This window comes from Halomonas sp. 3F2F (genome assembly GCF_014897805.1).
In the GTDB taxonomy this organism is placed as follows: domain Bacteria; phylum Pseudomonadota; class Gammaproteobacteria; order Pseudomonadales; family Halomonadaceae; genus Vreelandella.
On record NZ_JABUZE010000035.1, the window covers coordinates 21,874 to 41,617 of the forward strand.

At 55.5% G+C, this 19,744-nt stretch carries 14 protein-coding genes; 9 read left to right on the forward strand and 5 right to left on the reverse strand.

All coding sequences use genetic code 11. The features are described 5' to 3' along the window. Positions 1-35: 35 nt before the first annotated feature. The 3 genes from INT21_RS04605 to INT21_RS04615 form a co-directional block, all read right to left on the reverse strand. Positions 36-785, reverse strand: coding sequence for an SPOR domain-containing protein (locus tag INT21_RS04605; RefSeq protein ID WP_193061904.1), 750 nt, complete (start codon positions 783-785; stop codon positions 36-38). A gap of 3 nt (positions 786-788) precedes the next feature. After that, a complete protein-coding gene (argS, locus tag INT21_RS04610) occupies positions 789-2,474 on the reverse strand; it encodes an arginine--tRNA ligase (RefSeq protein ID WP_193061905.1) in 1,686 nt (561 codons plus the stop codon). Positions 2,475-2,618: 144 nt separating this feature from the next. After that, entirely contained in the window at positions 2,619-5,003 is a 2,385-nt protein-coding gene (locus INT21_RS04615) for a primosomal protein N' (RefSeq protein WP_193084882.1), read from the reverse strand. 19 nt (positions 5,004-5,022) lie between these two features. Between INT21_RS04615 and rpmE the strand changes: the two genes are divergently transcribed. Both rpmE and INT21_RS04625 read left to right on the forward strand, forming a co-directional pair. Then, positions 5,023-5,238, forward strand: a complete 216-nt coding sequence (gene rpmE, locus INT21_RS04620; protein ID WP_009724828.1) for a 50S ribosomal protein L31 — start codon at positions 5,023-5,025, stop codon at positions 5,236-5,238. A gap of 483 nt (positions 5,239-5,721) precedes the next feature. Next, complete coding sequence (locus tag INT21_RS04625) at positions 5,722-6,993, forward strand: malic enzyme-like NAD(P)-binding protein (protein ID WP_089039788.1); 1,272 nt, start codon at positions 5,722-5,724, stop codon at positions 6,991-6,993. Between the two features lie 84 nt (positions 6,994-7,077). On the opposite strand, the gene INT21_RS04630 is transcribed toward INT21_RS04625, so the two are convergent. Beyond that, entirely contained in the window at positions 7,078-7,902 is an 825-nt protein-coding gene (locus INT21_RS04630; RefSeq protein WP_089039787.1) for an acyl-CoA thioesterase, read from the reverse strand. A gap of 110 nt (positions 7,903-8,012) precedes the next feature. Between INT21_RS04630 and tadA the strand changes: the two genes are divergently transcribed. Further along, complete coding sequence (gene tadA, locus INT21_RS04635; protein WP_319022096.1) at positions 8,013-8,465, forward strand: tRNA adenosine(34) deaminase TadA; 453 nt, start codon at positions 8,013-8,015, stop codon at positions 8,463-8,465. A 46-nt stretch (positions 8,466-8,511) separates the two neighbouring features. On the opposite strand, the gene mltF is transcribed toward tadA, so the two are convergent. Then, positions 8,512-9,978 carry a membrane-bound lytic murein transglycosylase MltF gene (gene mltF, locus INT21_RS04640; protein ID WP_193061908.1) on the reverse strand — a complete coding sequence of 489 codons (1,467 nt, stop codon included), beginning with the start codon at positions 9,976-9,978 and terminating at the stop codon, positions 8,512-8,514. 165 nt (positions 9,979-10,143) lie between these two features. On the opposite strand from mltF, the gene purL reads away from it, so the two are divergent. From purL to rluB, 6 genes are all read left to right on the forward strand, one after another. Then, positions 10,144-14,070 (forward strand): phosphoribosylformylglycinamidine synthase, encoded by a 3,927-nt coding sequence (gene purL / locus INT21_RS04645; protein ID WP_193084883.1) that lies wholly within the window; start codon positions 10,144-10,146, stop codon positions 14,068-14,070. Positions 14,071-14,296: 226 nt separating this feature from the next. After that, positions 14,297-15,088 carry a crotonase/enoyl-CoA hydratase family protein gene (locus tag INT21_RS04650; protein WP_193061910.1) on the forward strand — a complete coding sequence of 264 codons (792 nt, stop codon included), beginning with the start codon at positions 14,297-14,299 and terminating at the stop codon, positions 15,086-15,088. Between the two features lies 1 nt (position 15,089). Then, complete coding sequence (locus INT21_RS04655) at positions 15,090-16,919, forward strand: DEAD/DEAH box helicase (protein ID WP_193061919.1); 1,830 nt, start codon at positions 15,090-15,092, stop codon at positions 16,917-16,919. A 111-nt stretch (positions 16,920-17,030) separates the two neighbouring features. Further along, on the forward strand, positions 17,031-18,005 hold the full coding sequence (locus INT21_RS04660) for a segregation and condensation protein A (RefSeq protein WP_193061911.1): 975 nt from the start codon (positions 17,031-17,033) through the stop codon (positions 18,003-18,005). Continuing rightward, positions 18,002-18,802, forward strand: a complete 801-nt coding sequence (gene scpB, locus INT21_RS04665) for an SMC-Scp complex subunit ScpB (protein ID WP_193084884.1) — start codon at positions 18,002-18,004, stop codon at positions 18,800-18,802. Before INT21_RS04660 ends, scpB begins: the two co-directional genes overlap by 4 nt. Next, entirely contained in the window at positions 18,789-19,661 is an 873-nt protein-coding gene (gene rluB / locus INT21_RS04670; protein WP_089039779.1) for a 23S rRNA pseudouridine(2605) synthase RluB, read from the forward strand. Before scpB ends, rluB begins: the two co-directional genes overlap by 14 nt. Positions 19,662-19,744: the final 83 nt, after the last annotated feature.

The following is a 19,744-nucleotide window of genomic DNA, read 5'->3' on the forward strand; positions in this document are numbered from 1 at the left end:
GTCTAGCCCTTGGGTTAAAATAGTCTGTGGTTAGACTAGTTCTGCAGTTGGATCAGCAGTGGCTCAATGCCTTGTGTGGCCATTAAGTCTTGGGCGCGGTTAAGCTCACGAGTATCTTCGTAAGGGCCTACTTGAACACGGTGCCAAGTATCGCCATTAGCCTTTACTTCGCTAACTTGGGCCAGCAGGCTTAAGTTGCGCAGACGGCCACGCAACTGCTCGGCATCGCTTAGCTCCCGAAACGACGCGGCCTGTAGCATGTAGCGGTTAGGCGTGTTGCTGGCAGGCGCTTGCTGGGCAGCGGCCACTTGCTCTTCAGGGCGCATATTAGCTGCAATAACCTGAGCAATAGGGTCATCGTTCTGACGCGCACTTGCGTTGCTTGTCGTTGTTTCGTTACTTGCCGTCGTTTGTTCCTGCTGTGCTGCTTCAGGGCGGTTCACGGTTGATGGCAGTGACACGCCTGGAGCAATGACTTCTGTGTCTGGCAGCAGCGTGTAGAACTCAAACGTTGGCATTGATGGCTCGGCGACGGTTTCTGTTTGACGCGCAGCGCTGCGCTCATCGCTGTCAGCAGGCTTAGGCAAGACAGTCGCTTGGGGCGTGTCTTCCTGCTCTTGCCAAGGAGCTGTGCCATGTTGATGCTGCGCTAGGAAGAAGCCTGCCGCTAAACCTGCTATCCCCCAAAGCCAGCCAGGGATTTTGAATCCGCCACCTGAGCTTTTGCTGGCTTTGCGCTGAGAGGTTGCGCCTCGGCGGGCGGGCTTCTCTTTTGGGCTGGCCATCGCTTACATCTCCTCTGGGGCGCTAACCCCCATAAGATCAAGGCCGTTGCGAAGCACCTGCTTGGTTGCTAGTCCAAGAGCTAAGCGTGTGTTGCGCAGGGTATCGTCTTCGACCATGACTTTAACGGCGTTGTAGCAGGTGTGGAAATCACCTGAAAGATCCAATAGATACTGAGCAACCTGCTGAGGCTCGCGATTTTTAGCGGCGTTTTCAACCACTTCTGGGTAGCGTGCCAAGCGATTAAGCACGGCCTTTTCCTGGTCGCTATCGAGCAGTGCGAGGTTAGCTAGAGCGACGCTGTGGTTGAATGGCTGGTCTGCATCTTCGGCTTTGCGCAGCATGCTGGATACCCGCGCATGAGCGTATTGAATGTAATACACCGGGTTATCGTTCGACTGCGAGCGTGCCAAGTCGATGTCAAAAGTAAGCTGCGAGTCCGCCCGGCGTGCGGCCAGGAAGAAGCGGGTAGCATCACGGCCAACTTCATCAATCAGGTCGCGCACGGTGACATAGCTGCCAGCACGTTTGGACAGTTTTACCTCTACGCCTGAGCGGGTCACCATTACCATTTGATGCAGAACGTAGTCGGGCCAGCCTTTGGGGATGCCGACCTCCAGTGCCTGCAAGCCAGCACGAACACGGGTAACCGTGGAGTGGTGGTCAGCGCCTTGCTCATTAATCACGGTTTTAAAGCCGCGTTGCCACTTATTCAGGTGGTAGGCCACATCCGGTAAGAAGTAGGTGTAGCCACCTTCGCGTTTGCGCATCACGCGGTCTTTGTCATCGCCAAAGTCAGTGGTGCGCAGCCACATGGCACCGTCTTCTTCGTACGTATGGCCATTCGCAACGAGCTTCTCAACGGCCGCGTCTACTTTGCCGTCTTGATAAAGCGATGACTCAAGGAAGTAGACGTCAAACTCAACGCCAAACGCTTTCAGGTCTAAATCCTGTTCTCGGCGTAGCCAAGCGACAGCGAAAGCCTGAATGGCATCTAGGTCATTAGCATCTGCTTTAGCGGTGACTTCACGGTCATCGGCTGCCACCGTTTTGCCTGCCATGTAGTCATTGGCCACATCAACGATGTACTCGCCGCGGTAGCCGTCTTCTGGCCAGCTGGGGTCATCTGGCCCAAGGCCCTTGGCGCGAGCTTGAACAGAAAGCGCCAGATTTTTGATCTGGGCGCCGGCATCGTTGTAATAAAATTCGCGCGTCACATCGTAGCCGGTGGCTTCTAACAGGCGGCAAATACAGTCGCCTATTGCTGCGCCACGGCCATGGCCAACATGAAGAGGTCCTGTCGGGTTGGCAGAAACAAACTCCACTTGGACTTTCTCGCCCTTGCCAATCAGGCTGCGGCCAAAGGCATCGCCGCTATCGAGCACCTGAGCAACAATTTGAGCGGCCGCATCTGTGGCAGCAAAAAAATTAATAAAGCCGGGGCCAGCAATCTCGGTTTTTTGAATGGCATCGCTCGCAGGGAGGGCGGCGACCAGTAGGTCGGCTAGCTCGCGCGGCTTCTTTGCTGCGGGCTTCGCCAGCATAAGGGCTAGGTTGGTGGCGTAGTCGCCGTGTGCTTTATCTTTAGTGGGGTCAACTTTAATCGTCGGCTGTAGATCGTCGGGCAGCACGCCTTGGTGCTTAAGCGCGTCAATCGCGCCTTCTAGCAAAGTAACAATTGTGTCTTTCATTTAAATATCCGAATGTCGTCAGTGGCGGCGTGTGCATGCGCTCATGTTAGGCAGCGGCAAAGCGGCCATTATCGGCAATTGGCGCGCAGTTTCAAAGCCGTATTACATTACAGGGCGAGCCAATGGCCCGTGATATCCCTGTCTCTACGCGAGCGTTTGCGGGTCAATGTCGATTGACCAACGGACTTTGCGCGCCTCACGATTGGCCTCTAACCACTGTACCAGCCAGTTAGCGGCGGTATGGCGCTGGCTACGTTTGTCTGCTGCCAGCATGATATGCACATGATAACGGTTTTGTCGGCGCTCCATGGGAGCTGGAACGGGGCCCAAACAGCGCACCGGCAATTTTACAATTGTTAACCATTGGCGGAGCGCTTGAGCAGCCTGCTGGCCCAAAGCGGTGGCAGCTTCTTCATGGGGGCTTTCAATGCGTAGCAATGCCATAAAGCAAAAAGGCGGCAGCATAGCGAGGCGGCGCTCTTCCAAAAGGCTGCGGGCGAGTGCGCCATAACCGTGCTCCGCAAGTTGGCCCAAGTGCGGGTCATCTGGGTGCAGCGTTTGTACCAGTACTCGCCCTGGATGAGCGGCACGCCCAGCGCGACCGGCGACCTGCTCCAGCAACTGCGCGCTGTGTTCCAGCGCGCGAAAATCAGCAGCGTAAAGTCCACCGTCGGCATTAACGACGACGACCAGCGTGACATGGGGCAGGTGATGGCCTTTCGCCAGCATTTGGGTGCCGACGAGCAAGCATGGCTCGCCTCGTTGGATCTCTTTGAGTATCTGCTCAAAACTCTCTTTTTTACGCGTACTGTCGCGGTCAATACGGTGAACGGTGACGTTTGGGAACAATCCCTGCAATGTCTCTTCCGTTCGTTCGGTGCCGCTGCCCAGGGCGCGCAGGTCGCCGCTGCCACACTCGGGGCAAGCGTCTGGTAGCGCGCGCCGACTATCGCAATGGTGGCAGGCCAAAAGGGGAGGCTGGCGGTGCAGCGTCATGCGCGAGTCGCACTGTCCGCACTCGGCGATCCACCCACAGCTATGGCAAGCCAGCGTTGGTGCGAATCCCCGTCGGTTAATAAAAACCAGCGCCTGCTTGCCTGACGCTAAGGTGTTTTTGATAGCGGTGATGGCGCCGGGCAGCAGCCCCCCCTGGCGTCGCTGATGACGTAGGTCAATCAATTCAAGCTTGGCTGGTGGGTGTCGGCTGGGACGTTGGGTGAGGCGCAGATGGCGATAGTGGCCAGAAAGCGCTTGCTGCAAACTCTCAAAAGAAGGCGTGGCGCTGCCTAACAGCAGGGGGATGTTGTGGTAATGAGCCCTGGCAACGGCTAAATCCCGGGCGTGGTAGCGAAGCCCGTCGTGCTGTTTATAGGAGCCATCATGCTCTTCGTCGACGATAATGGCGCCTGGGTTTTTGAGTGGCGTAAAAATAGCCGAACGGGTGCCGATAATGACTAGCGCGCGGCCATTGGCTGCGGCTTCCCATACATCCAGGCGCTCCAGGTCGGTAAGCCCTGAGTGTAGCGCCACTACCGGTACCCTAAAGCGACTCTTAAAGCGCGCCAGGGTTTGAGGCGTGAGGCCTATTTCAGGCACCAACACCAGAGACTGCTTGCCCTTAGCGGCGAGGGCTTCAATTAGCTGAAGGTAGATTTCGGTTTTACCGCTTCCGGTTACGCCTTCAAGTAAGCAAGGATGGTAGCTATCGAGCTTTTCATGCAATACGGCAAGTGCCGAGGCCTGCTCTCTGTTCAGCGGCAGTGATGGTGAGGCCAGCAGGTTGCCGCCAGCGTGCGGTGTGGCGGTTAGCGTGGTTTCCTGGGCACGGGCGAAGCCCTTTTTTTGCAAGGCTAGAAGCTGTTCACGGGTGAAACCATGAGCAGTGATGGCTCGACCAGCCAGCCCATGTGGATGCTGACGCAGCAGGGCATACAGCTCGGCTTGTTTCGGTGCTCGCTGAAGCGGCAGGTCGTCCCCAGGTGATAGCGGCAGCCACAGGGTCTGCGTTCGCCCTCCCATTGGGTGGCCCTGGCGCAGCCGAGCGGGCATGGCCAGCTGCATTGTGTCGCCTAAACTGTGCTGATAATAACGGGCCGCGAAATGGCATAGCCACTGCCAGTCGTTGGGCAGGGGGGCGTCATCGAGCACCTCGCTAATAGCGCGTAGCTTCCCGTGAGGCAGTTCGCTGCCATTGGCAAGTTCTGTCACCACGCCGACCACTTCTCTGCGGCCAAAGGGGACGCGCACTCTAAGGCCTATCTGCCAGCCACAAGCGGGTGGTTGGCGTGTTGGTAAATAGTCAAATAAACGCCGCAGCGGTGATGGTAGAGCGACTTTTAGCACTTGAAAAGGTGCTGTGGACCCGCCTTGAGGGCGTGCCTGGTTAGAAACAGAGTCGGACAATTGGCCTCCGGCGTTTAGTTTGCTAGAATGCGCGGCCGCTCTGAATCTATAGGATGGAGCGGTTAACCGGTTAGCAGTTTTTTCAAACCCGTATGCGGTGCTTGGCAACGGATCAGGTGGCGGCATACAGCTCATGAGGCTCAAGATGAAACAAGGTATCCACCCGAATTACAACACGGTCACCGCTAGCTGTTCTTGCGGTGCAAGCTTCCAGGTTGGTTCTACCTCTGGTCAGGACTTCTCTCTGGACGTGTGCTCCAACTGCCACCCGTTCTACACTGGTAAGCAGAAGCAAGCGACCACTGGTGGCCGTGTAGAACGCTTTAACAAGCGTTTCGGCGCTGCCGTTAAGCGCGGCTAATCCTAACGGATTTGCGCTGCTGCAAACACACAATGTGTTTGCAATATAAGCCCACGCTACGGCGTGGGCTTTTTATTCTCAGAGGCACGCTTTTTCCATTTTCCTTTCCCTTCCTTACCTGATAGGCCTTTTGAAGGCTTATTCTACCTAGTAATGATGCATCCATGGATGCTTCTAGCAGATGCTTAAAATAGATACTTGTCCACAGCCGCTTCTGCACAGGCAGGCCTGTGGAAAAATTGGTTTTTTATAATTTTTAATGGAATTTATTTTCATAAATGCCGCATTGCATCAATAAGCAAACCTTTATGGCTATCGCGTTCATTTATAAGTTGCAGCAAATGGTGTTGAAAAGTTACGAACATGTTGGAAACGGGGTTGAAACAACTGTTTTTCTGCAAAGTTTACTACGTGCTTGAGGCGCATGGGTTTTTTCTATATTCTGGAGTGACTTTTCTACTTTAGGCTGATTGGACCTTGACCATGATGGATGCAAATAAGCAAGCGGCTTTGGATTATCACGCTAAACCGATTCCCGGTAAGCTGTCTGTGGAGTTAACCAAACCCACAGCTACCGCGCGTGATCTGGCGCTGGCGTATAGCCCTGGCGTTGCTGAGCCGGTTCGCGAAATCGCCCGTGAGGCGGAAAACGCGTATCGCTACACTGGTAAAGGGAATCTGGTCGCTGTCATTTCTGACGGAACTGCCATTCTAGGTCTTGGTAACCTTGGTCCGCTGGCCAGTAAGCCGGTTATGGAAGGTAAGGGCGTACTGTTTAAGTGCTTTGCAGGCATTAACTCAGTCGATATTGAAGTGGATGCTGAAAGCCCTCAGGCGTTTATCGATACGGTGGCGCGTATTGCGGATACCTGGGGTGGTATTAACCTGGAAGATATCAAAGCACCCGAGTGCTTTGAAATCGAAAAAGCCTTGATTGATCGCTGCAGTATTCCAGTATTTCACGATGATCAGCATGGTACGGCCATTGTGACCGCTGCCGGTATGCTTAATGCGCTGGATATTGCCAATAAGCGCATTGAAGATGTGAAGATTGTTTGCATGGGCGCGGGGGCAGCAGCGATTGCCTGCATGCGTTTGCTAGTGTCTTGTGGCGCGAGTAAAAAGAATTTGGTGATGCTTGATCGTCGCGGTGTTATTCACGCTGATCGCGATGGCATTAACGAGTATAAAGCTGAATTCGCCCGCCATACCAATATGCGCACGTTAGACGATGCCATCGACGGTGCTGATGTGTTTATTGGTCTTTCAGGCCCAGGGCTGCTTTCTGCCGAGCAAGTGAAAAAAATGGCCGCAGACCCGGTTATTTTCGCCTGTACTAACCCAGATCCGGAAATTCACCCGGCTGTGGCCCGCGAGGCACGTCCTGATGTGATCATGGCCACCGGTCGTTCGGATTTCCCGAATCAGGTAAATAACGTATTGGGTTTCCCGTTTATTTTCCGAGGTGCTTTGGATGTTCGGGCGACACGCATTAATGAAGCCATGAAGCTGGCTGCTGTCCACGCCCTGAAGGATCTAGCTCGAGAGCCGGTACCCCAAGAAGTGTTAGACGCCTACGAGCGCACTGAGATGAGCTTTGGGCGTGAGTACATTATCCCGACGCCGGTCGATATTCGCCTGCTTGAGCGAGTTTCTTCGGCGGTGGCTCAGGCAGCCGTAGACTCAGGTGTGGCGCGTAAGCCTTATCCCGCGCACTATCCGCTCAAAACTATTAATGACGTTTACGGTGCGTAAACTTTTTAGCGCACGTTGATGTATCCTCCGACGCCCGCTGATAGCGGGCGTCGGTGTTTTTGCGAATCGGTTGATTGATGTGCTTTAGTGCTGTTGCGGGTAGCGCACCAGTCCTTCTTGAGCGGTAGAGGCCACCAAGCGACCATCGCGTCGGTAAATATGACCGCGCGCTAAACCGCGGGCGCCGCCTGCCCAGGGAGAGTCAATCACGTAGAGTAGCCAGTCATCCAGACGGGGATCTTCGTGTAGCCACAGGGCATGGTCCAGGCTGGCGATGCGCAGTTTAGGATCGGTAAACTTGATACCGTGGGGAACCAGTCCGGTCGTTAGTAGGTTGAAGTCCGATGCGTAGGAAAGCAGATGGCGATGCAGGGCTGGGTCATCGGGCAGCGTTCCGCCCGCTAGGCGAAACCATAGACACTGCCCTGCAGGCGATGCATTGTCTGGATTGCCTTTTAAATGCAAAAACTCGATAGGATGACCCGGGAAACGCGCATGCTTTACATCTCCACTTTCGATTAACGCTTCTGGCGTAGGCACGTGGGGCATGGTGCGCTGGTGGCTAATGCTCTCTTCGGCGCTTTGAAACGAAGCGCTACAGAAGAAGATCGGGCGCCCTTTTTGAATAGCGGTAACGCGCCGAGTAGTAAAGCTACCACCATCGCGAATCGTGTCTACTTGGTAGACGACGGGGCGGTGAGGGTCGCCGGGACGCAGAAAATAGCCATGCTGGGAGTGTGGGCGGCGATCATCGGGCACGGTGCGTGCCGCCGCTGCTAATGCTTGGCCTAATACCTGGCCGCCGTAGAGCTGTGGGAAGCCGAGGTCTTGGCTTTGGCCACGAAATAGCGTCTCTTCAAGTGTTTCCAGCTCTAGTAAGCTTACCAGTAACTTCAGCGCATCGTTCATTCTCGGTATCCTTAGTGCTGTCCGTTTGGCCGCTAATGTTTGCCAGGGTATCTTTGCGGCTATGGCACAATTAAAACGATCGTTTTGCTACCTTAGCGGAGTTTGTCTTGATACGCAGCGACGAATTTTACATGCACCGAGCGCTTGACCAAGCACACCTTGCCTTTAAAGAGGGTGAGGTGCCGGTGGGGGCCGTAGTGGTGGATGCTTTGGGTACCATTATAGGAGCAGGGCGAAACTCACCGGTAGCGAGTTGTGACCCTAGCGGTCACGCGGAAATTCGCGCGCTGAGAGCGGCTGGGCAGCAGGTAGGTAACTACCGCTTAGAGGGCTGCACACTATTTGTGACGCTTGAGCCATGCATGATGTGTGCGGGTGCCATGGTTCATGCCCGCTTAGCGCGCTTGGTGTATGGTGCGGCAGAGCCGCGCACGGGGATGGTCGAGTCAAAAGCTAACCTGCTTGCTCAGCCGTGGTTCAATCATCAAGTAGTTGTCACCAGTGGCGTGCTGGCAGCGCCGGCAAAAAAATTGCTAAAACAGTTTTTTGCTACGAAACGCTAGCCCGCTACTATCGTCAACGAGTGGCGGTATTGTGGGTAGCAGCCAATCATTGCTCCACGGGTGGAATAATATCAAAGAGTAACAGAGGCTCATCGCTAACCAGCGTTTGTCCCAACTGGAAAAACTGCTGGCGACTGCGTTCGACGTACTCAATCATCTCGTAGTAGCGGCGAATGTTGCGTACGTAGATCACCGGCTCACCGCCGCGTGCATAGCCATGGCGAGTTTGGCTATGCCATTCCCGTTGCTGAAGTAAGGGCAGCGCTGCACGGACATCTTGCCAGCTGTCTGGGTTGCCGCCGCGCATTTCGGCGATCTTGCGGGCATCGTATAGGTGTCCAAGTCCCACGTTATAGGCCGCCATCGCCATGTAGAGCCGGTCATTACCGACAATGCTCTCTGGCAGACGATCTTTAATACTGCGTAAATAGCGGGCGCCACCATCAATGCTCTGGGCAGGATTAGTGCGGTCAGCGACGCCCATCTCGCTGGCGGTTGGGTTGGTGAGCATCATTAGGCCGCGCACCCCGGTGGGAGACACTGCGTTAGGGTCCCAGTGAGATTCCTGATAGCCCACGGCAGCCAGCAGTTTCCAATCAAACCCCGTGTCTCGAGCAGCCTTTTTGAAAAGCTCGCTATAGGTTGGCAGGCGTTCATCAAGATGGGCTAAAAACGTGCGTGTTCCCACGTACTCCAAATAATCATCATGGCCAAAATAGCGGCTGACGAGCTGCTCCAGCGTGCCACTTTCCTGCAGTTCTTGAAGAAACTGATTGGCAGTTTCCAATAGCCCCAGTCCGCGCCCGCTGGGCACCGCCCAGGCTAATGATAGCGGCTCTCCTAGCAAGAAGCCGCGCTCGACGTTAGGAAAAAAAAGCCGATTGAGACGAAACTGATGATCAAAAATAATTGCGGCATCCAGCGTGCCGTTTTCCACCCGAGCCAGCAGTTCTGCTACTTCAAGCTCGTGAGACTCTTTCCAGCTTAAGCTTGGGTAGTCGCGCTGAAGGGCGAGGAGTGATTGGCTGGTGCCTGCTTCGCTAAGCGTGCCTAATTCCAAACCAACTAAATTTTTTGGCTCGTTTATGCCGTTCAAGCCGCGACGATAAACCACCAGTGGCTGCATCTGGATTATTGAGCGGGTGTAATGAATGCCGGGTGAATCTGGCAGCAAGGGTAGCGCCGCAGCACCTAGGTCTCCTTGTCCTCGTACTGCTGGCAGCACGCTTTCAGGATGGTGGCTTGCATTGAGATTTAAGCTAACCCCCAAATAGTCAGCAAACCGATGCATCAGCTCATATTCAAAGCCAGTGGGGCCTTGGCGGCCTTCATAGTAAGTGGTTGGTGTGTTACGGGTATGAATCGTAATAAATTCTTTCGCGATGATCTGAGCGAGGTGCTCACCTTGCGGTACCGGCGTGGCGCGCGGAATTAACGCTAAGAAAAGCGTAACAATGACTGCAAAATAAGCGCGATAACGCGTTATAAAATGTCGGCAAATCAACGTCAGCATGGCGTCTTGTCGGCATGAAACAAGCTGCCACGATACCCAGCCTGAGAGATGCTGTCACCTTGTTGATTTCGTGTGACCGCCGCTTTCCAGTATCATAGTGAGATTGCCGCGCTGCGGCCCACTGATTTCCCGCACGAACTCTTCCTGCTTTAGAGGCTCCCAGATATGCTCGAACTGCGAGGCGCACCTGCCCTTTCTGCCTTCCGCCATGAACGGCTGTTAACGGTGTTGCGTGAACGTGTTCCCGAGGTGGAGGCGTTGTCCGCCCATTATGTCCACTTCATAGACCACCGCGAGACACTGGATGATGCTGCCCAGGAGTGTTTGGCCAAGCTGCTTGATTATGGCAGCCACGCGAGCCAAGACATTCCTGAAAACGCCCAGCGCTTCCTGGTTGTGCCGCGTTTAGGCACCCAGTCGCCATGGTCTTCTAAAGCAACTGATATTGCTCATAACTGTGGGCTGCACCAGATTGATCGCATCGAACGCGGTGTCGATTATCGGGTAGCACTGCGCGGAGCGCCTAGCGCAGAACAGTTAGGTGTGATCAGCGCGCTACTGCACGATCGTATGACGGAGAACGTGCTGGCTGACGTTGCTGACGCGGTCAAACTGTTTGCTCATCATACCCCTGCGCCACTGGGCAGTGTCGATATCTTGGAAGGCGGCCACGAAGCGCTGGCGACAGCCAACCGAGAATTAGGGCTGGCGCTTGCCGACGATGAAATCGACTATCTGGTGGCTGCGTTTATTGAGCTTGGTCGCAACCCTAGCGATGTCGAGCTGATGATGTTTGCCCAGGCGAACTCGGAGCACTGCCGCCACAAAATCTTCAACGCGGACTGGGTTATCGATGGCGAGGCCCAGAGCCATTCGCTGTTTAAGATGATAAAGAACACCTTTGCGACCTCGCCGGATAACGTACTCTCGGCTTATAGCGATAACGCGGCGGTGATCAAGGGTAGCCAGGGGGGGCGCTTCTTCCCCACGCCACTGACTGGCGCTGGGGGGGAGCGGGCCAGCTACGACGCCCACCAAGAGCCCATCCATATTCTGATGAAGGTGGAAACCCACAACCACCCTACAGCGATTGCACCATTCCCAGGCGCGGCAACCGGTTCTGGCGGTGAAATTCGTGATGAGGGGGCGACCGGTATCGGTGGCAAGCCGAAGGCAGGCCTGTCGGGCTTTACCGTATCCAACCTGCGTATCCCCGAGTTCGTACAGCCCTGGGAAGCGTTTGATTACGGCAAACCAGAGCGTATGCAGTCAGCGCTGCAAATTATGCTGGACGGCCCCATCGGTGGTGCGGCGTTTAACAATGAATTTGGCCGGCCTAATCTGACGGGCTACTTCCGTACCTACGAGCAGGATACGCTGAGCGACGATGGTATCGAGCGTCGCGGCTTCCACAAGCCGATTATGCTGGCCGGTGGTTTTGGCAATATTCGTGCTCACCATGTGCAGAAAGGCGAAATTCCCGTTGGTGGCAAGCTAATCGTGATGGGCGGCCCAGCCATGCTGATCGGCCTGGGTGGTGGTGCAGCGTCTAGCATGGCGTCAGGCGAGTCTAGCGCGGACTTGGATTTTGCCTCGGTACAGCGGGAAAATCCGGAAATTGAACGTCGCGCCCAGGAGGTCATCGACCGCTGTTGGGCACTGGGCGATAAAAACCCGATTCGCTTTATTCACGACGTGGGCGCAGGCGGGCTTTCCAACGCCTTACCGGAGCTGGTCAAAGACGGTAATCGCGGTGGCCTGTTCAATCTGCGTGCAGTGCCTAATGCTGAACCGGGTATGAGTCCGCTGGAAATTTGGTGTAACGAAGCCCAAGAACGTTATGTGCTGGCCGTTGCCCCCGAAGACCTGGATACCTTTGACGCACTGTGCAAGCGCGAACGCTGCCCCTATGCGGTGGTCGGCGAGGCCATGGAGCATCATCATCTGGAAGTTCGCGACGGTCATTTTGATACCAAGCCGGTCGATCTGCCGATGAGCGTGTTGTTTGGCAAGCCGCCGAAGATGACGCGCTCGTTTGAACGTCAAACCCCTGAGCTATCTGGCGTTATGCTCGACAACCTGGATCTGCGCGAAGCGATGGATCGGGTGTTGCGCCTGCCAACCGTGGCATCGAAGAGCTTTTTGATTACCATTGGTGACCGTTCAATTACCGGCCAAGTCGCCCGCGATCAGATGGTTGGCCCTTGGCAGGTACCGGTGGCCGATGTGGCCGTGACCACTGCTAGCTTCGACACCCACGCTGGTGAAGCCATGGCGATGGGCGAGCGCCCGCCAGTGGCGCTGATTAACCCTGCTGCCAGCGCCCGCTTAGCGGTTGCCGAAGCGATTACTAACTTAGCTGCGGCGCCAATTGCCAAACTGTCGGATATTAAGCTTTCAGCTAACTGGATGAGCGCTGCCGACCATCCCGGTGAAAATCAGGCGCTCTATGATGCTGTACATGCCGTAGGTATGGAGCTGTGTCCGGCACTCGGCATTGCCATTCCGGTGGGTAAGGATTCCATGTCAATGCGTACCGCTTGGCAGGAAGGTAATGAGGCTGACGAAAAGAGCATTACATCGCCGCTTTCGCTGGTGGTGACGGGGTTTGCGCCAGTGACCGATGCAATGGCGACGTTGACACCGCAAATCAATCTGGAGCAGGACGAATCAGATCTGATTCTGATCGACCTGGGAAATGGACAAAACCGCTTAGGTGGTTCTGCGCTGGCGCAAGTCTATGGTCAAGTCGGTAATGACTGTCCTGATGTTGATGACCCAGAAGACCTGAAGGCGTTTTTTGAGGTCATTCAGGGGCTCAACCGCGATGGCAAGCTGCTGGCCTACCACGACCGTAGCGATGGTGGCCTGCTGGTCACGCTGTTGGAAATGGCCTTTGCTGCCCATGCGGGCCTTGAGATTAAGCTGGACTGGCTGATTGATGAGCCGGTGGAAGCGTTCAATGCGCTGTTCTCTGAAGAGCTGGGTGCGGTGATTCAGGTGAGCCGTGAGCACACTGAAGAAGTGCTCACCCAGTTTGCCGTTGCAGGTATCGAAACATGCGGTGTTATTGCGCGTCCCCGTTATGACGACCAGGTGCGGGTAACGCTGTTTGAAGAGCCGCTGCTGGAAACTACTCGCCAACTGACTCAGCGCACCTGGGCGGAAACCAGTTACCGCATGCAGGCGCTGCGTGATAACCCCGAATGCGCTAAGAACGAATTCGATAACCTGCTGGATGTTCGTGATCCTGGCCTAAGCGCCGCGCCTAGCTTTGATATCAACGATGATATCAGCGCGCCGTTTATCAACACGGCCAAGCCTGCTGTTGCCGTGCTGCGCGAACAAGGTGTTAATGGTCAGGTCGAGATGGCTTGGGCATTCCATAAAGCGGGCTTTGACGCAGTGGATGTGCACATGAGTGACATCCTGGAAGGGCGTGTTTCGCTTGATGAGTTCAAAGGGCTAGTCGCCTGCGGCGGTTTCTCTTATGGCGATGTGCTGGGCGCAGGTGGCGGTTGGGCGAAGTCGGTACTGTTCAATGAGCGTGCCCGTGAGCAGTTTGCCAACTTCTTCACCCGTGATGACAGCTTCTCGCTGGGCGTGTGCAATGGTTGTCAGATGCTCTCGCAGCTTAAGACACTGATTCCGGGGGCTGAAAGCTGGCCTGCGTTTGAGCGTAACGAATCTGAGCAGTTTGAAGCACGTGTGGCGATGGTGCGGGTAGAGAAAAGCCCGTCGATTCTGCTGGCGGGTATGGAAGGCTCTAAATTACCGATTGCTGTGGCCCACGGCGAAGGACGTGCTGAGTTCCGTGATACCGCGCATCTGCGCAGTATGCAGTCCAGCAGCCAGATAGCGCTGCGTTATATCGACAACTACGGTCAAGTAACAACCCGCTACCCAGCTAACCCTAATGGCTCGCCGTCAGGAATCACCGGCCTCACCACACCGGATGGCCGTGTGACCATTATGATGCCTCACCCAGAGCGGGTGACTCGCGCGGTTACCAACTCCTGGCGTCCGGCCGAGTGGACTGAGGATGGCGCTTGGCTGCGTTTATTCCGTAACGCCCGTGTATGGCTGGGCTGATACGCCCTGCCATGCTAAAGAAAAGCGGCCTGCGGGCCGCTTTTTTCCTGTGGTGGAGAAGTGATCTTGGCGGTGGTTGCGATAGAATGAAACGTGTGTTTGAAAATGCTTCATCTTCGCGCCACACTCAGTTCACAAGCGCTTTTATCACGTCATAAGCGCACTACTTCACAAGCTCAGCTATCGCCCATCGATGGCGAGCCAAAGGAATCTTCTGGGAGCTCGAATGCATCAAATCCTCAATGAACGTGTGACCCTAACCTTCGCTGACCACGTGGCTGAGGTCATGTTGTCGCGACCTGACCACCATAATGGCCTGGATTGGGCCATGATTGATGGTCTGTTGGCAGCCCAACAGTGCCTGACCCAGCTCGCTGGGCTGCGTGCGGTGGTCTTGAGCGGCGATGGTGACAGCTTTTGCGCGGGGCTCGATATGGCGTCGATCATGAGCGAGGCGGAGCGGCTGCCCACCCTGCTGGCGTCCGATGAAGCGGGCATCAACCCGGTTCAGCGCTTGGCTCTAGGCTGGCGCGAGGCGGGCGTTCCCGTGGTGGCTGCTCTGCACGGGCATGTTTACGGCGGCGGCTTGCAGATAGCCTTGGGCGCCGATATCCGCATTCTCCACCCCCGCGCACGTCTGGCGCTGCTTGAGATCGACTGGGGGATCATCCCTGATATGGCCATTAGCGTGACTGGAGCGGGGCTGCGTCAGGATGTACTCCAGGAATTGGCGATAAGTGGGCGCAAGGTATCAGGTGAAGAGGCCTATCAGTTGGGCTTGGGCAGCCGCCTGAGCGATACGCCCCAGGAAGCCGCCCGGGAAACCGCTGCGCTTATTGCCTCGCGCTCACCTCGTGCCGTCGCTGCGGCTCGTGAACTGTTTGCATGCAGTCCGGATTTAGCCCCTCGTGATCGACTAGCCCTCGAAGCGCATTTGCAGCAGCAGCTTTTAGCCGGTGCCGAGCAGCGTGAGGCGGTGAGTGCACGAATGGAGCGTCGCGCCCCGCGTTTCGACTGACATGCCTCAATTCAGCCCTTCCAGCGATCCCATTTCTGGCCCACCACCCCGTTTACGCCCCTACCAAACGGAGGCTGTAAAGCGCGTGGTGGGCCACTTCCGTGCCAGCAGCGCGCCTGCAGTGGTGGTATTGCCCACTGGGAGCGGTAAGTCGTTAGTGATTGCTGAGCTGGCCAGGCTAGCCCGTGGCCGTGTGCTGGTGCTGGCCCACGTGCGTGAGCTGGTTGAGCAAAATCATGCCAAGTACCAAGCCTACGGGCTTCAGGCAGATATTTTCAGTGCAGGTCTTAAGCGTAAAGAAGCCAGCCGACAAGTGGTGTTTGGCTCGGTGCAGTCGGTGGTGCGTAATCTGGAGCGCTTCAGTGACGCCAGTTTTACGTTACTGGTGATTGATGAATGCCACCGAGTATCGCTAGAAAAAGATGCCAGCTATCGCCAAGTGATTGAGCATCTGCAGCGTCAGAACCCACAGCTAAAAATTCTCGGCTTAACCGCTACGCCGTTTCGGTTAGGGCAGGGATTTATCTACCACCGCCATCACCATGGCATGGTGCGTGGCGATGAAGCGTGCTTCTTTGCCGACTGCGTCTTTGAACAGCCGCTACGATTGATGGTGAAACAAGGTTTTTTGGCGGCGCCTAAACGGCTGGATATGGCCATTGAAGGCTACGATTTTTCTGCCTTGGCCCCTGCGCCCAGTGGGTTGTTTCGTGAGGAAGAGCTCAATCGCGTTGTTGCCGGTAGCCGTGCTACGCCAAGGATTATTCAGCAGGTGGTTGAGTACGCTGAAGAACGTCAAGGGGTAATGGTTTTTTCCGCAACGGTCGCTCATGCTGAAGAAATCATCAGCTACTTACCTGCGGACCAAGCGGCGTTGATTACCGGCGCGACGGCCTCCCAAGAGCGCGCCTCTCTGATTGAAGCGTTCAAGGCGCGTGAGCTTAAATTCCTGGTCAACGTCGCCGTGCTGACGACCGGATTTGATGCGCCCCATGTGGATTTAATCGCTATTCTGCGGCCCACGGAATCGGTGAGCCTTTATCAGCAGATTGTTGGTCGAGGGCTGCGTTTATCGCCGGACAAAACCAACTGCCTAGTGTTGGATTTCGCCGGCAATCCCTGGGACCTTTATGCGCCAGAAGTCGGCGAGCCAAAACCAGACAGCGACAGCGAACCGGTCCAGGTTGAGTGCCCGGCGTGTGGCCATGCCAATCTGTTCTGGGGCAAACGAGATGGAGAGCTGGTGATTGAGCATTTTGGCCGCCGCTGCCAGGGGCTGGTAGACAACCCCAATCCGCCCGCTAAGCCGGGCAAGGGCAGGCAGGGCACCGATCAAAAACAGTGTGATTTTCGTTTTCGCTTTAAAGTTTGTGAGCAGTGTGGCGCTGAGAATGATATTGCCGCCCGCCGATGTCATGGTTGCGAGCAACTGCTGGTGGATGCCGACGATAAGCTCAAAGACGCACTCAAATTAAAAGATGCCAAAGTGCTGCGAGTCAGCGGTATGCAGTTAGAGGCCACGACCAATGGGCGGGGGCTGCCGCGTTTAAAAGTGACTTACTACGATGAAGATGGCGCGAGCTTGGCGGAGTGGTTTGCGCTGGAAACGCCTGCTCAGCGGCGGGCATTTTATGCTGTTTTTTTACGTAACCACCTGCGTGCCCCAGGCGCTAAGTGGCAGCCTGCTTCGCCGGCCGAAGTGGTCGAAGAGCAGCGCCGCCTGCGCCATCCTGATTTTGTTGTGGGGCGTAAAGTCGGGCGGCACTGGCAGCTTCGCGATAAGCTGTTTGACTACCAAGGGCGTTATCGCAAGGCGGCTGAGGCAGGCTAGCGATAATGCCTCGATAGGTGACACGCTGTTACACTGGCGAGCATAGCCATTTAACTAACCATGGGCGCTTAACTAACCATGGATGTTTAACTAAAAAGGAACACGCCCCGCGTGAGCGAGACGCCAAACGCCCCCGTTGATCACGAACTTATTGCGCCAACTGCCGAACCGGCAGCGGAAGCGCTTGGGCGTCTGTTTGATGAGCCCATCATGCAGTTGCCGGAGGATCTCTATATACCTCCGGAGGCGCTACGCGTGTTTCTAGAGGCCTTCGAAGGGCCGCTTGATCTGCTGCTCTATCTTATTCGCCGTCAGAACCTGGATATTTTGACGATCAATGTGGCGACCATTACTCATCAATACATTGAGTATGTGGAACTGATGAAAGCCATGGAGATTGAGCTGGCCGGAGAGTACTTATTAATGGCGGCTATGCTGGCGGAAATTAAATCCCGCACACTACTGCCGCGCCCACCGAAGGCAGAAGGCGAAGAGGAAGAAGATCCCAGGGCTGAGCTGATTCGCCGTCTGCAAGAGTATGAGCGCTTAAAGGAAGCCGCCGAAACGTTGGACACGCTGCCTCGGGTAGGGCGTGACTGGTTTAGTGTACAGGCGGGCCTGCCCCCGTTAGAGGCGCGGGTAATTCATCCCGATGTAGGGCTAGATGAACTGCTGGGGGCGCTGTCGGATATTCTGAAACGCGCTGAGTTGGCGCAAGCCCACCAAATCAGCCGCGAGGTACTCTCTACCCGCGAACGCATGCTGAAAATTATGGAGCAGTTAAGTCACGACGGGGACCATCAGCGCTATACCCCGTTTGAAGCGTTGTTTACGCTGGAAGAGGGGCGTGCTGGAGTCGTTGTTACGTTTATGGCCATTTTAGAATTAGCCAAAGAAGCCATGATCGAAATTGTTCAGAACGCGCCACTGTCGCCCATTCATGTGCGTGCGCGACGTGCAGCCCTCACGGATGGAGAAGAGAGCGCATTTGAAGAGGCTGACTCAGACGATGACGCCTCAGAGTCTGCGTTTGAAGAGTACGCGTTTGAGGAGTCAGCATTTGAACCTGACGAGGAGTCGCCGTGAGAGACACCACGTTAGACGATATTATTGAAGCGGCGTTGCTCGCCGCTGGCGAGCCGCTTTCTCTAGAGCGGCTTGAAACGCTGTTTTTAGAAGACGAGTGTCCGTCTAAAAAAGCGCTGCGCGATACTTTGTCCCGCCTTGTCCTGCGCCATGAAGAAGGAGCGCTGGAGCTAGTAGAGACCGCGTCAGGGTTTCAGCTGCGTATTCGCCCACGGCTCTCTCATTGGGTATCGCGCCTATGGGATGAGCGGCCACAGCGATACTCCCGGGCATTGTTGGAAACATTGGCGCTGATTGCTTATCGACAGCCGGTGACGCGGGGTGATATCGAAGACGTACGCGGTGTAAGTGTTAGCAGCTCTATTATCCGTACGCTAATGGAGCGGGGATGGATTCGCGTGGTAGGCCATCGAGATGTACCAGGGCGACCAGCCGTTTATGCCACCACCCGCAACTTTTTAGATGATTTTGGCTTGAAAACCTTGGATGCATTGCCGCCGATGCATGAATTGGTCAATACCGATGATAGCGATACGGTTATTGAGCAAGATGAAGCACAACCAGCACTGGACGAAACGCCAGAAACCGTGCAAGGTGCGCCACCCCAGAGTGAAGAGATAGCTTCAGCTGAGACTGCTGCAGCAGAGATAGCTGATAAACACGCCGAGACGGCGTTAACCCAGCCGCTGAGTTTTGCCGATTTAGAGGCGCGCTTAGCGGCACGTGCGCAGCGTAACGATGATGATGCGCGCACGCAGACTAACGATGTGAGGTCAGACGACCATGAGTCAGAGTAATAACACCACGCCCCCCGCCAGTGAAAAGCTGCAAAAAGTACTGGCCCGGGCAGGGCTGGGGTCACGCCGTGAAATGGAAACTGCCATTTCCGACGGCCGGGTAAAGGTTAATAGCCAGGTAGCCAAGTTAGGCGACCGAGTAGAAGCCCGCGACAAGGTCAGTTTTGATGATCGCCCTGTGTCGCTGCGCCCCGAAGAGGAAGTGCCCCGCCGTGTGATTATGTACAACAAGCCGGAAGGAGAGTTGTGCACGCGCAAAGACCCAGAAGGGCGTCGCACGGTGTTTGAGCGTCTCCCGCGCCTGAAAGGCGAGCGCTGGGTTGCCATTGGCCGTTTGGATATTAACACTAGCGGCTTGTTGCTATTCACCACAGACGGCGAGCTTGCAAACCGGCTAATGCACCCTTCGACCCAGGTAGAGCGTGAGTACGCGGTTCGAGTGATGGGTGAAGTCAAGCGCGAGCATATTGTCGCCATGGTTGATGGCGTCATGTTAGAAGATGGTCCTGCGCGCTTTACTGACGTACAAGAGTTTGGTGGCGAAGGCATTAATACCTGGTTCCACGTGGTGATTTTAGAAGGTCGTAACCGTGAAGTACGCCGCCTGTGGGAATCTCAGGGGCTAACGGTTAGCCGTCTGAAGCGGGTGCGCTACGGCAACATATTCCTTGATAAGCGCGCTAAAGCAGGCGAGTGGGTTGAACTCTCCCAGGATGAGGTCGACGACCTAGCTACGTTAGCAAACCTGGAAACTCGCAAGGTACCTGCACTAACACCCGACGAGAAAAACCGCTGGAGCCGTGATAAGCACAAACGCCGTCCGGTTCAAGCTATGCGCAAGCCTAAGCGTCGCGAATAACTATTAACACAGTCGGTGCTATTACAAATAGTGCCTCTTTGATAAGTGCCTAACCGAAAGTTTTCGTGCATAATGTATGTAGG